This is a genomic window from Streptomyces sp. NBC_01276, from assembly GCF_041435355.1.
In the GTDB taxonomy this organism is placed as follows: Bacteria; Actinomycetota; Actinomycetes; order Streptomycetales; family Streptomycetaceae; genus Streptomyces.
Genome location: NZ_CP108442.1, coordinates 4,268,346 through 4,281,283, shown reverse-complemented (window position 1 = coordinate 4,281,283; position 12,938 = coordinate 4,268,346). Strand labels below are relative to the sequence as shown.

General features: G+C 71.5%; 12 protein-coding genes. 3 read left to right on the top strand and 9 right to left on the bottom strand.

Translation table 11 applies throughout. From position 1 onward, the window contains the following. Positions 1-166: 166 nt before the first annotated feature. The 4 genes from hpt to dacB all read right to left on the bottom strand — a co-directional run bounded on the left by hpt (position 167) and on the right by dacB (position 4,653). The gene (gene hpt / locus OG295_RS19120; protein WP_030228417.1) at positions 167-727 is read right to left on the bottom strand and encodes a hypoxanthine phosphoribosyltransferase; all 561 of its coding nucleotides are present in this window, start codon (positions 725-727) and stop codon (positions 167-169) included. Between the two features lie 66 nt (positions 728-793). Then, positions 794-1,852 carry a tRNA lysidine(34) synthetase TilS gene (tilS, locus tag OG295_RS19115; RefSeq protein ID WP_371677960.1) on the bottom strand — a complete coding sequence of 353 codons (1,059 nt, stop codon included), beginning with the start codon at positions 1,850-1,852 and terminating at the stop codon, positions 794-796. Between the two features lie 194 nt (positions 1,853-2,046). Then, complete coding sequence (locus OG295_RS19110) at positions 2,047-3,192, bottom strand: zinc-dependent metalloprotease (protein WP_371677959.1); 1,146 nt, start codon at positions 3,190-3,192, stop codon at positions 2,047-2,049. Between the two features lie 39 nt (positions 3,193-3,231). Continuing rightward, complete coding sequence (gene dacB / locus OG295_RS19105) at positions 3,232-4,653, bottom strand: D-alanyl-D-alanine carboxypeptidase/D-alanyl-D-alanine-endopeptidase (RefSeq protein ID WP_371677958.1); 1,422 nt, start codon at positions 4,651-4,653, stop codon at positions 3,232-3,234. 183 nt (positions 4,654-4,836) lie between these two features. Between dacB and OG295_RS19100 the strand changes: the two genes are divergently transcribed. Both OG295_RS19100 and OG295_RS19095 read left to right on the top strand, forming a co-directional pair. After that, complete coding sequence (locus OG295_RS19100) at positions 4,837-5,331, top strand: inorganic diphosphatase (protein ID WP_007264878.1); 495 nt, start codon at positions 4,837-4,839, stop codon at positions 5,329-5,331. A gap of 225 nt (positions 5,332-5,556) precedes the next feature. After that, positions 5,557-7,194: a threonine/serine exporter family protein gene (locus tag OG295_RS19095; protein ID WP_371677957.1), complete on the top strand. Its 1,638-nt coding sequence runs from the start codon at positions 5,557-5,559 to the stop codon at positions 7,192-7,194. 82 nt (positions 7,195-7,276) lie between these two features. Here OG295_RS19095 and OG295_RS19090 read toward each other — a convergent pair whose 3' ends face one another. The 5 genes from OG295_RS19090 to OG295_RS19070 all read right to left on the bottom strand — a co-directional run bounded on the left by OG295_RS19090 (position 7,277) and on the right by OG295_RS19070 (position 12,039). Continuing rightward, on the bottom strand, positions 7,277-8,002 hold the full coding sequence (locus tag OG295_RS19090; RefSeq protein WP_371677956.1) for a DedA family protein: 726 nt from the start codon (positions 8,000-8,002) through the stop codon (positions 7,277-7,279). A 151-nt stretch (positions 8,003-8,153) separates the two neighbouring features. Continuing rightward, positions 8,154-8,912 carry a MerR family transcriptional regulator gene (locus OG295_RS19085; protein WP_371677955.1) on the bottom strand — a complete coding sequence of 253 codons (759 nt, stop codon included), beginning with the start codon at positions 8,910-8,912 and terminating at the stop codon, positions 8,154-8,156. An 83-nt stretch (positions 8,913-8,995) separates the two neighbouring features. After that, positions 8,996-9,505: a DinB family protein gene (locus tag OG295_RS19080; RefSeq protein ID WP_371677954.1), complete on the bottom strand. Its 510-nt coding sequence runs from the start codon at positions 9,503-9,505 to the stop codon at positions 8,996-8,998. Positions 9,506-9,612: 107 nt separating this feature from the next. Next, complete coding sequence (locus OG295_RS19075) at positions 9,613-11,070, bottom strand: aldehyde dehydrogenase family protein (RefSeq protein ID WP_371677953.1); 1,458 nt, start codon at positions 11,068-11,070, stop codon at positions 9,613-9,615. A gap of 90 nt (positions 11,071-11,160) precedes the next feature. Next, positions 11,161-12,039 (bottom strand): helix-turn-helix domain-containing protein, encoded by an 879-nt coding sequence (locus OG295_RS19070; RefSeq protein WP_371677952.1) that lies wholly within the window; start codon positions 12,037-12,039, stop codon positions 11,161-11,163. Between the two features lie 326 nt (positions 12,040-12,365). Between OG295_RS19070 and OG295_RS19065 the strand changes: the two genes are divergently transcribed. After that, positions 12,366-12,875, top strand: coding sequence for an ATP-binding protein (locus OG295_RS19065; RefSeq protein WP_266839910.1), 510 nt, complete (start codon positions 12,366-12,368; stop codon positions 12,873-12,875). Positions 12,876-12,938: the final 63 nt, after the last annotated feature.

Below are 12,938 nucleotides of genomic sequence, written 5' to 3'. Positions count from 1 at the left end.
GCTGTGAGTAAAGACTGTTCTTCGGAATGTACCCCTGTATTGTCACCCGCGGCCTCGTGGGACGGCTGACAGACCCGCTCTCCCTCGCTCAACGCAGGGAACCGCCCCCAGGTTCCCCCGGGGGCTCAAGCGGCGGGACGGCCGACGTTACCGCCGGCCGGGGGGTTCAGCCGCCGTAGACGTGCGGGGCGAGCGTGCCGACGAACGGCAGGTTGCGGTACTTCTCCGCGTAGTCGAGGCCGTAGCCCACGACGAACTCGTTCGGGATGTCGAAGCCGACCCACTTCACGTCGATCGCGACCTTCGCGGCCTCGGGCTTGCGCAGCAGCGTGACGACCTCCAGGGAGGCCGGCTGGCGGGAGCCCAGGTTCGACAGCAGCCAGGACAGGGTCAGGCCCGAGTCGATGATGTCCTCGACGATCAGGACGTGCTTGTCCTTGATGTCGGTGTCCAGGTCCTTGAGGATCCGGACGACGCCCGAGGACTGGGTCCCGGCGCCGTAGGAGGACACCGCCATCCAGTCCATGGTGAGCGGGGTGGACAAGGCGCGCGCCAGGTCCGCCATCACCATCACGGCGCCCTTGAGCACACCGACGATGAGCAGGTCCTTGCCCGCGTACTCCGCGTCGATCTTCGCGGCCAGCTCGGCCAGCTTCGCGTCGATCTCTTCCTTGGTGATGAGCACCGACTGGAGGTCGCTGCCCATGTCCTTCTCGTCCACCCGCATCACTTTCGTTGTCGGCCGGGGCTCCGGGGAGTGCCCCCGGAGGACTCAGCCGTGTTTCAGCACCAATCAGCCCTGCCGGATGACAAGTCTGCCACCCTGCCGCTGGGCCTCGACGCGGCCGGGCAGATTGATGGCGCCCTGGCCCCGCCATCCGGTGATGAGGCGGTCGACTTCCTCGATGTGGCGGGCGAAGAGGGAACCCGCGGGGGATCCGGCCGCGACCACGGCCCTGCGCAGCACCCGGCGGCGGACGGCCGGGGGCAGGGCGTACAGCTTGGCGCACTCCAGGCGCCCGTCCTCGTCGCGCACTCCGGCCTCCGCGTCGGCGGCCCAGGCGTCGAGGGCGTCGGCGTCGTCCCGGGAGAGCTGGGCGGTGCGCGCGAGCGCTTCGACGACCCCCTTGCCGAGCGCCTTCTCCAGGGCGGGCAGGCCCTCGTGGCGCAGCCGGGAGCGGGTGTAGGCGGGGTCGATGTTGTGCGGGTCGTCCCAGACGGGGAGGGACTGGACCATGCACGCCTTGCGGGCGGTCTGCCGGTCGATCTGCAGGAAGGGGCGGCGGTAGCGGTGGGCGCGGCCGGGGCCTCCGGACACTTCGGCCATGCCGGAGAGCGAGCGGATGCCGGAGCCGCGGGCGAGGCCCAGCAGGACGGTTTCCGCCTGGTCGTCCCGCGTGTGGCCGAGCAGCACGGCGGCGGCGCCCAGCCGGTCGGCGGCTTCGTCGAGGGCGGCGTAGCGGGCGTCGCGGGCCGCGGCCTCGGGTCCGCCGTCGCGGCCGACGCGCACGGCGACGGACTCCACCGGGTCGAGGCGGAGCGCGGTCATGCGGGTGACGACCTCCGCGGCGCGCAGGTCGGAGCCGGCCTGGAGGCCGTGGTCGACGGTGATGCCGCCGGCCCGGATGCCGAGCTTGGGTGCCTCGAAGGCGAGGGCGGAGGCGAGCGCCATGGAGTCGGCGCCGCCGGAGCAGGCGACGAGGACCAGTGGCGGGGTGCCGGCGGCGGGGCGGGGGCTCCCGCCAGCCGGGGTGCCGGGGAGGCGGGTGAGGTCGGTGAGGTCGGTGAGGACGTCGTGGAGTACGCGGCGGACCGCCAGGCGTATCGCCGCGACCGCAGGATGGGGACCCATGTCCGGTGCCCTTCGTGGAGTTCGGATGCTCGGAGGGTGAGGGTGTCGCGCGGGGGGAGCCGTTCGTCACTCAGAGTGCGTTGATGGTGACAGAACCGAGCCGTTCCCCGAGCATCGCACGCCCTTCCACGGCCCACGGTCCCTCGGAAGGGTGACGCTGCTTCCCCCAGTGAGACATGTTTACGCCCCCCGCGTCACCTTTCTTCGCTCCCCGCACTCCCCCTGCCGTGGACGCGCGCCACCCAGTCCGCGGGCCGGGCGATCTCCGCCTTGGTGGGCAGGGTGTTCGGTGAGGTCCAGACGCGGTTGAAGCCGTCCATGCCGACCTGGCCGACGACGGCGCGTACGAAGCGCTCGCCGTCGCGGTACTGGCGGAGCTTGGCGTCGAGGCCCAGCAGCTTGCGCAGGGCGGCGTCGAGGCGGCCCGCGCCGGCGGCGCGGCGCTGCTGGAACTTCTCCCGGATCTCGGCGACGGAGGGGACGACGTCGGGGCCGACCCCGTCCATCACGAAGTCGGCGTGTCCCTCCAGCAGGGACATCACGGCGGTGAGGCGGCGGAGGACCTCGCGCTGCTCGGGGGTCTGGACGAGCTCGACGAGCGAGCGGCCCTCGTCCCCGCCCTCCCCCTCGGGACGGGCGCCGGAGAAGGACTGGGCGGCCTCGCGGAGCCGTTCCAGGATGGTGGACGGGTCCATCTCGGTGGCACCGAGGAACGTCTGGATTTCGCCCTCCAGGTGGGCGCGCAGCCACGGCACGGCGGTGAACTGGGTACGGTGCGTCTCCTCGTGCAGGCAGACCCAGAGCCGGAAGTCGTGCGGGGCCACCTCCAGCTCGCGCTCCACGTGCACGATGTTGGGCGCCACCAGGAGCAGCCGGCCGCCCGTGGGGCCGGCGCCGGGCAGTTCGGGCGCGCCGGGGGCGAAGGTCTCGTACTGGCCGAGCACGCGGGAGGCCAGGAAGCTCAGCAGCACCCCCAGCTCGACGCCGGTGACCTTGCCGCCGACCGCGCCGAGGACGGCGCCGCCGGGGGCGCCGGCGCGGCGGTCCTGCATCTTGCCGAGCAGCGGGCCCAGCAGTTCGCGGAAGCCGGCGACGTTGGCCTTGACCCAGCCGGCCCGGTCGACGACGAGGACGGGGGTGTCGGGGAAGGTGACGCCTTCGGGCATCATCCGGGTGAACGCGCGCACGTGCTCCTCGGAGGTCCGGGCGTGCCGGCGGAGTTCCGCCACCACGGCCCGCGCCTCGTCGCGGCTGACGTCGGGACCCGGCCGCACGAGCCGGGTCGCGGTCGCCACCGCGAGGTTCCAGTCGACCATCTCGGCACCACCGATGCTCGTCATGCGTCAACCGTACGTGGACCGGCGCCCGTAGGGATCCCCCTACGAGGTGGTGGCGACGGCGGCCGCGAGCTTGTCCAGGCCCTTCTCGGCGGCGGAGCCGTCCGCGGCGCCCGCCGTCAGGAAGGCGAAGGCGAGCAGCCGCCCGGAGGGGTCGACGACGGTCCCGGCGAGGGAGTTGACCCCGGTGAGGGTGCCGGTCTTGGCGCGGAGCAGGCCGGCGGCCGGGGAGGTGCCGGCGTTTCGGGCGCGCAGGGTGCCGGTGAAGCCGGCGACGGGCAGCCCGGTGAGGACCGGCCGCAGCTCGGGGTGGCGGGGGTCGGCGGCGGCGGCGAGGAGGCCCGTCAGGAGGCGGGTGGTGACCTTGTCGGCCCGGTTCAGGCCGCTGCCGTCGGCGAAGCGGGAGCCCGTGACGTCGACGCCGAGGGAGGCGAGCTTGTCGGAGACGGCCTTCTCGGCGCCCTCGAAGCCGGGGTCCTGGCCGGTGGCGAGGGCGGTCTGGCGGGCGAGGGCCTCGGCGATGTCGTTGTCGCTGTTGGTCAGCATCCGCTCGACGAGTCCGGCCAGCGGGGTGGACAGGGTGGTGGCCATCGGCTGGGCCCCGGTGGGGGGCTTGCCGCGGGCGGGGTCGCCGTTCACCGTGATGCCGCGGTCGCGCAGCAGGGCGGCGAAGGCGCGGGCGGTGTCCTTGGAGGGGTCCTCGGAGCGGGTGACGGGTCCGGAGGTGGAGTCGTCGGGCCGGCCCTCGTCGGCCGTCAGGGCGGTGACGGGGGCGATGTTGTCGTTGCGGCCGATCGGGTGGCCGACGGGGCCGCTGTAGAGCGAGTCGTCGTAGGAGAGGGTGACGGTGGCGGTGCCGGCGGCCTTGAGGGCCTGGGCGGTGTCGGCGGCGAGGGCGACGAGACTGCCGCCGGATCCGGCGGGGCTCTTCTTCTTGGCGGTGAGGGAGGGGTCGCCGCCGCCGACCAGGACGATCTGGCCGGGGCCCGCTCCGGGCGTCACGGTGGTCCGGATCCGGTGTTCGGGGCCGAGGGCGGCCAGCGCCGCGCTCGCGGTGGCGATCTTGACGGTGGAGGCGGGTGTCATGGCCTCGCCGGAGCCGGACTCGAAGAGCACCCGTCCGGTGGCCGTGTCGACGACGCTGGCGCCCCGGACGGTCCCGAGGGCGGGGTCGGCGAGCAGGGGCGTGAGCACCCCGGCGAGCGCGTCGGGCGCCGCGCCCACGGCGTTCGCGGGGCGCGGTCCGATGCCCGCGAGCACCCCGGGCGCGCTCGGCGCGGCCTGCGGCAGGCCTCCGGCCGCGTGATCTGTGCCACCCAGGTGGATCCAGGAGGCGGCCCTGTCCCGCTCGGCCTTACGCTGGCCGGAGTCCCAGGGACCGGTGGTGGCCACCGCCGCCGCCGCGAGGGCGAGGCCCGCCACGGCCGACCCCGCGGTGAGCTGCCACGTCTTGACCAATGGCACCTCGGACCAGCCCCTTTCGCGATCACACATATGCGTGAGGGACACTTAACCACTGCGTCTTGCCGCGAGCATGGCACCCCACCCGGCAGGGCTGGGCCGGACGCGCACGCATTTGGATCAATCGCAGTCCCGAAGCAGTCAAGCTCCGGCACAGGGCCAGAGCTGATCATGGAGGAGCAGGACGTGGAGTTCGACGTCACCATCGAGATCCCCAAGGGTTCGCGGAACAAGTACGAGGTGGACCACGAGACCGGCCGGATCCGTCTGGACCGTCGCCTCTTCACCTCGACCAGCTACCCGGCGGACTACGGCTTCGTCGAGAACACCCTCGGCGAGGACGGCGACCCGCTGGACGCGCTGGTCATCCTTGACGAGCCGACGTTCCCGGGCTGCCTGATCAAGTGCCGCGCGATCGGCATGTTCAACATGACGGACGAGGCGGGCGGCGACGCCAAGCTGCTGTGCGTGCCGGCCTCCGACCCGCGTGTCGAGCACCTGCGCGACATCCACCACGTCTCCGAGTTCGACCGCCTGGAGATCCAGCACTTCTTCGAGGTCTACAAGGACCTGGAGCCGGGCAAGTCCGTCGAGGGCGCCAACTGGGTCGGCCGCGCCGAGGCCGAGGCCGAGATCGAGGCCTCGTTCAAGCGCCTGGAGGCGCAGGGCGGCCACCACTGAGCCACGGCTCGGTGACCGGACCGGCGGGCTGAGTCCCCGGTCCCGCGACATGACGACGGGCGGTACCCCCAGCGGGGGTACCGCCCGTCGTCGCGTCCCGGTCCGGCGCGGCGGCGCCCCTCGGACTCCGCCCCCGACGCGGGCGCGGGCGGGACTGCGCGTGCCGAGGGAGGAAACGATTCCGCATACTGGTACCCGCAGGTGATCACGGGCGCTGGAGGACGCGTGGCGGAGGCCGAAGGGACCGCGGACGGGAAACCCGTGTCCGACGAGGCGCACAGCGCCTTCACTCCCCCGCCCGGAATGGAGCCGGAGGTCCCGGTCGAGGACCAGCCCACCTCCGAGTTCGCCGTCCCCGACGGCATGGCGGCGCCGCCCCCCGAGCCGGAGGGCTCCGCCTTCGCCGCCCCGGCCACCTACAGCGCCCAGCACTCCCCGCCGGCCTACACCCCCGGTCCGGGCTTCCCGGTCTCCCGGATGAAGGAGTCCCCCTGGCAGGACCGCATGCGCCTGATGCTGCGCATGCCGGTGGACGTGCGCCCGGTGCCCGAGCCGGCCCAGAAGCAGCCCGAGTCGGGCCCGGCCGTGGGCCGCGTGCTCGACCTCACCCTGCGCATCGGCGAGCTGCTGCTCGCGGGCGGCGAGGGCGCCGAGGACGTGGAGGCCGCGATGCTGGCCGTGGCCCGCTCCTACGGGCTGGACCGCTGCGAGCCCACCGTCACCTTCACCATGCTGTCGATCACCTATCACCCCTCCCTGGTGGGCAACCCGGTCTCGGCGAACCGCACCGTCCGCCGGCGCGGCACGGACTACACCCGGCTGGCCGCCGTCTTCCGGCTGGTGGACGACATCAGCGCGCACGAGGTGGAGGTCTCCCTGGAGGAGGCCTACCGCCGCCTCGCCGAGATCCGCCGCAACCGCCACCCGTACCCCACCTGGGTCCTCACGGCCGCCGCCGGACTGCTGGCGGGAGCCGCGTCCGTCCTGGTCGGCGGCGGGGTCACGGTGTTCTTCTGCGCGGCCCTCGGCGCCGTCCTCGGCGACCGGCTCGCCTGGTACTGCGCCGGGCGCGGGCTGCCGGAGTTCTACCAGTTCGTGGTGGCGGCGATGCCCCCCGCGGCCATCGGCGTGGCCCTGAAGATCGCCGAGATCGACGTCCGCGCCTCCGCCGTGATCACCGGCGGGCTCTTCGCCCTGCTGCCCGGACGCGCCCTGGTCGCGGGCGTGCAGGACGGCCTGACCGGCTTCTACATCACGGCCTCGGCCCGCCTGCTGGAGGTCATGTACCTCTTCATCGGGATCATCGTCGGCGTGCTCGTGGTGCTCTACGTGGGCCTCCAGTTCGGCGCCCAGCCGAACCCGGACGAGATCCTGCAGATCCCCAGCCGGCCGGTGCTCCAGATCCTGGCCTCGATGGTCCTGGTGTTCACCTTCGCGATCCTGCTCCAGCAGGAGCGCTCGACGGTGTGGATCGTGACCCTCAACGGCGGGGTCGCCTGGGTCACCTTCGGCGCGCTGCGGGCCGCCGAGCTGCCCCCCGTACCGTCCACGGCCATCGCGGCCGGGCTGGTGGGGCTGTTCGGGCAGCTCTTCTCCCGCTACCGCTTCGCCTCCGCCCTGCCCTACGTCACGGCGGCCATCGGACCGCTGCTGCCGGGCTCGGCGACGTACTACGGGCTGCTGTCGATCGCCGAGAACCGGCTGGACGCGGGGCTGGCCTCGCTCACCAACGCCGCCGCCATCGCCCTCGCCATCGCGATCGGGGTGAACCTGGGGTCGGAGGTCTCCCGGCTCTTCATGCGGATCCCGGGCGCGCAGAGCGCCGCCAAACGCCGGGCGGCCAAGCGCACCCGCGGGTTCTGAGCCCGCGGGAAACGTCCCCGGGTACGCGAACGCCCCGGGGACACCTGGTCTCCGGGGCGTACGAGGGGCCGTGGCGGGCCGTCTAGCGCTTGGCGTGCCGCCCGCGCTGACCGGGGGCCTGCGGCTCCTCCGGGGCGCCGTACGGAGCCGCGGGAGCGCCGTACGGGGCCGCGGGGGCCTGCGCGGCGGCCTTCGCCTTCTCCTTGCGGGACTTCATCACCTCGAAGACCACCGGGATGACGGAGATCAGCACGATGCCGATGAAGATCGGCTCGACGTTGTTCTTGATGACCTCGAACTGGCCGAGCTGGTAGCCGAGGCAGGTGACGCCCGCGCCCCAGGCGATGCCGCCGATGACGTTGAAGGTCAGGAAGGTCCGGTACTTCATCGCGCCGGCGCCCGCGACCATCGGGGCGAAGGTGCGGATGATCGGCACGAAACGGGCCAGCACGATCGCCTTGGGACCGTGCTTCTCCATGAACTCGTGCGCGGCGTCGAGGTTCTCGCGCTTGAAGACCTTGCTGTTCGGCCGGTTGAAGAGCTTCGGGCCGAAGAACTTTCCGATCAGGTAGCCCACCTGGTCGCCGATGACCGCGGCGGCCACGATCAGCGTGCAGACCACCCACAGCGGCTGGCTGATGTCACCGCTCGCGACGAACAGGCCCGCCGTGAAGAGCAGGGAGTCGCCGGGCAGGAACGCGAAGAGGCCGGACTCCGCGAAAACGATGACCAGGATGCCGATCAGGCCGAAATGCCCGATCAGGTACTCCGGGGACAGCCACTCAGGGCCGAGCGCAAGCGTGTACACGAGTTCCGGGCTCTCCTGGATCAGGGGGTGTCGGCGGTGGGGGGCGACAAGAAGCTGGTCTCAATTATCAACGCACACGACCCCCGCCGGGTTCCAGGCCCGGAGGGGGTCGTGTGAGCGAGATCGCGGCCACCGCACGGCGACGGAGCGGTTACACCCTGCGCACGGCGTTGGCCGTGATCGCGTCCCTCAGGTGCTCCGCGAGGCCCGGCCGCATCCCGTCGTAGAAGGCCTTGAAGCGCTCGTCCGAGACGTACATGTCGCCGAGGCAGGTGTGCATCTCGTACGGGCAGTCGTAGAACCACCGCGTGATGTGCAGGCGGTGCTCCTCGGCCATGTCCATCGCGGCCCCGCCCTCGGACGGCTCACCGGACTCCATCAGCGCGGCGTACCGGGCGCTCCAGTCGGCGACCTCGTCCTGCATCCGCTGCCAGTCGGCCTTGGTGTACGAGGCGGCCCGGCGCTGCGACTCGGCGTAGGAGTCGGTGTGGCCCCAGCGCTGCTCGGCCTCTTCCCGGTACTGCTCGGGGTCCTTGTCCCCGAAGACCTCGAACCTCTCCTCGGGCGTGAGGTTGATGCCCATCTTCTTCGCCTCCATGGCGTGCTCAACGGCCTTGGCCATCTGCTGGAGCCGGGCGATCCGTTCGGTCAGGAGGGCGTGCTGCCGGCGCAGGTGCTCCCTCGGGTCCGATTCCGGATCGTCCAGCAGGACCGCGACCTCTTCGAGCGGGAAGCCGAGCTCCCGGTAGAACAGGATCCGCTGCAGCCGGTCGAGGTCGGCGTCGTCGTACCGCCGGTGCCCCGCCCCGCTGCGCCCGCTCGGGGAGAGCAGACCGATCTCGTCGTAGTGGTGCAGGGTGCGCACCGTCACCCCGGCGAAACCGGCGACCTGGCCCACGGAGTAGCCCATCTTTCCGCCCCTCTGGTTGGGTACGCCCTCCACTGTGGTTCCTCACGCCGCGTGAGGTGCAAGTCCGTTCGCGGACGGACCGGCTAGCCCATCGCCTTCGTGCCGTCCAGGGACTCCCGGATGATGTCCGCGTGGCCCGCGTGCCGGGCGAACTCGCGCACCAGGTGCAGCAGCATCCAGCGGATCGAGACCTCGGCGTCGGGGAACCAGGGCGCCGGCGGGAGCGGGAACGAGTCGTCCAGGCTGGGCACGGACGCGACGAAGGCGTCCGTCTCCTCCTTGACCCCGTCCCAGAAGGCGAGCGCCGAGGCGGTGGTCTCGTCCTCGGTCAGCCGGAAGCCCTCGTGCCAGTCCTGGGGGGCCCGCCCGTGCTCGTTCGGCTTGCCCTGGGCCATCCGCAGCCAGTTCAGTTCCACCTCGGCCGCGTGCTTGACCAGCCCGGACAACGACAGCTCGCTCGCGGTGGGACGGCTCGCGGCCTGCTCCTCCGTCAGCCCGCGGGCCGCCTGCCGCAGCGCCTCGCGCTGGTTCTCGACGAAGAGGAGGAGCGTGCCGCGCTCGTCGCCGGGGATCTCTTCGGTGGGGTGAGCCATGACCGACCGCCTTTTCCGTGGGGGGTTCTTCCCGCGTCGCTTGTCTTTCCTGCTGACGGGAACCACGCTACGGAGCAATGCGGTCAGGGCGTGTCCTCTTTGGGGCCCTAGAACGGAAAGTTCGTCCGGCCGTGCTGGACCGAGATCCACTTCTGGGTGGTGAAGGCCTCCACCGTGGCCTCGCCGCCGAGGCGGCCCAGGCCCGAGGCCTTCTCGCCGCCGAAGGCGGTCAGCGGCTCGTCGCCGATGGTGGAGTCGTTGACGTGGATCATTCCGGTCTCGATGCGCTGCGCGAAGCGGACGCCGCGCTCGACGTCCCGCGTGTGCACGGCCCCGCTCAGCCCGTAGGGGGTGGCGTTGGTCATGCGCACGGCCTCCTCCTCGCCGTCGAAGACCACCAGCAGGGCCACGGGGCCGAAGATCTCCTGGCCCAGCAGGGGGGAGTCCTCGGGGAGTCCGGCCAGGACGGTCGGTTCCACGAGGTTGCCGCGCGTAGACCCGCGGACGAGCGCCCGGGCGCCCGATTCGACGGCGCGGTCCACGAGCGCGGTCAGGGCGTCGGCCTGGAAGGAGTTGATCAGCGGGCCGATGTGGGTGTCGGCCTCGCGGGGGTCGCCGGTCTTCAGGGCGCGGACCCGGGCGGTGAACTTCTCCGTGAACTCCTCGGCCACGGAGGCGTCGACGAGGATCCGGTTGGCGGCCATGCAGACCTGGCCCTGGAAGACGAAGCGGCTGAAGACGGCCGCGTCCACCGCGTAGTCGACGTCGGCGTCGTCGAGGACGACGAGGGCACTGTTGCCGCTCAGTTCCAGGACGGTCCGCTTGAAGTGGCGGGCGGCGACGGCGCCGACGTGCCGGCCGGTGCGGTCGGACCCGGCGAAGGAGATGACCTTCGGGACGGGGTGGGTGAGGATCGCGTCGCCTATCTCGGCGATGTCGGTGACCAGGACGTTGAGGAGTCCGGCGGGCAGCCCCGCGTCCTCGAAGATCTTGGCGATGATCCCGCCGCCCGCGACCGGGGCGTTCTGGTTCGGCTTGATCAGGACGGCGTTGCCCAGCGCCAGCGCCGGGGCGACCGACTTCATGGTGACCAGGAAGGGGAAGTTGAAGGGGCTGATCACGGCGACGACCCCGACCGGGAGGCGCTGGACCCGGTTCTCCTTGCCCGCGACCGGCGAGGGCAGGATGCGGCCCTCGGGGCGGACGGCCAGCTGGATCGCCTCGCGCAGGAACTCCATCGCGAGGTGGACCTCGTACTCGGCCTTGGGACGGGTCCCGCCGAGCTCGTCGATCATCGCCTCGACGATCTCCTTGTGGCGTTCCTCGGTGATGCGCAGGGCGCGTTCGAGGACGGTGCGTCTCGCGTAGGGGCTGGTGGCCGCCCAGTCGCGCTGGGCCCGCTCGGCCGCGCGGTAGGCCCGGTCCACCTGCTCGACCGTGGCCACCGTGATGGCCGCGAGCTTCTCCCCGTTGTACGGGTTGACGTCGATGATGTCCCACGAACCGGTGCCGGCCAGCCATTCGCCGTCGATGTACTGGTGAGCCAGGTCGGTGAATATCGACATGCCATCCCTTACTGCGAGCGCGCACCCGTGCGCTGCACCGGAGACCGATCGGTCAGTCATGCACTGATCAGACGTCATAGTACGTGCGGATCAAGACAGTTGGAGCAGTCCACGCAGGAGATCACGCGTCTTGTCAGGGTCTGGACAATCGGCCTGGAGTCGCTCCATCGCCCGCGAGTACTGCCCCACTTCCTCTTCTTTGTCCAGGTAGAGGGCACTGGTGAGCTGTTCCAGATAGACGATGTCCTGGAGGTCGGACTCGGGGAAGCGCAGCAGGGTGAAGGCTCCGCTCTCGCCCGCGTGCCCGCCGAAGGAGAAGGGCATCACCTGGAGGTGCACGTTGGGCCGCTGGCTGATATCGATCAGGTGTTCCAACTGCCCGCGCATCACGTCGCGGTCGCCGTAGGGGCGGCGCAGCGCGGCCTCGTCGAGGACGGCGTGGAAGACCGGCGCGTTCTCGGAGACCAGGACCTTCTGGCGCTCCAGGCGCAGCGCCACGCGGCGGTCGATCTCGGCGGCGCCCGCGCCGGGCATGCCGCGCTGGACGACGGCGTGCGCGTACGCCTCCGTCTGGAGCAGGCCGTGGATGAACTGCACCTCGTAGATGCGGATGAGGGAGGCCGCGCCCTCCAGTCCGACGTACGTCTGGAACCATCCCGGCAGCACGTCGCCGTAACTGTGCCACCAGCCCGCCGCGTTGGCCTCCCGGACCAGCCCCAGCAGGGACTCGCGCTCCGCGCCGTCCGTGACCCCGTAGAGCGTCAGGAGGTCTTCGACGTCCCTGGCCTTGAAGCTCACCCTTCCCAACTCCAAGCGGCTGATCTTCGATTCGGATGCGCGGATCGAGTAGCCGGCCGCCTCACGGGTGATGCCGCGGGATTCTCGGAGTCGCCTGAGCTGTGAGCCCAGGAGGATGCGGCGCACCACGGAACCGCTGGCTTCTGCGGTCACTAGTCCTGCCCTCCCCATCGCAATGTCTGCGCGTGTGCGTCGTGGGCCCCGTACCCCGGTGCGAGAGTCTGCCACCAAAACGCATCGGACCGTACTCGTTCTGTAACGGAATCCGGCGTCCCGGAAAAGAAGTCCGTAAGTATGCGTAGGAAGAAATGAGCAAGAACCGTCACGGGAGTGGACAGGTCCGGCGCGTGCACGTGCATCTGCCCTTGCATCCGGCTTCGCCATTCGGAACGATGGTGCCGCGCACCTGCGTGCTCTTCGCGCCGGCGCCGGACCCACCCCGCAGTTCTCTTCGGACAAAGCCGCCGCGCCGTCCGCGAATCCCGGGAGTGCCTCGCATGGGGACGAATGGATCGACCGTGCTAGAGCCGTTACGGCAGGGGCTGCCCCCGGTCGACCCCACGGCTGTCTCCGGGTCCGCCTCCTGCGCCCTGCCCGCCCGCTTCGAGGCGGTGCGCGGGGCCCGCTCGTTCACCCGGTCCACCCTGTCCCAGTGGGACCTGGACGACCGCTTCGACGACGTCTCCCTGGTCGTGTCCGAACTCGTCACCAACGCGCTGCGGCACGCCCTGCCCGACGACGCGCGGGGCTGCGCCGGGGAGCCCGAGGGATCCGTGCGGCTGCACCTGATGCGGTGGAGCACCCGGCTGGTGTGCGCGGTGCGCGACCCCAGCGAGGAGCGGCCGGGCGGCGCGTTCGCACCGGAGCGGACGGACGAGAACTGCGACCTGGAGTCCGGGCGCGGGCTGTTCCTCGTGGACGCCTACAGCGACAACTGGGGCTGGCACCCGCTCGCGGGCAGACTGACCGGCAAGGTCGTCTGGGCGCTCTTCATGCTCCAGGACTGACCCTCCCGAGGGGTTCGCGCCGACGGGGGACACAACGTCACGAACAGGACAACTGGCCGGGGT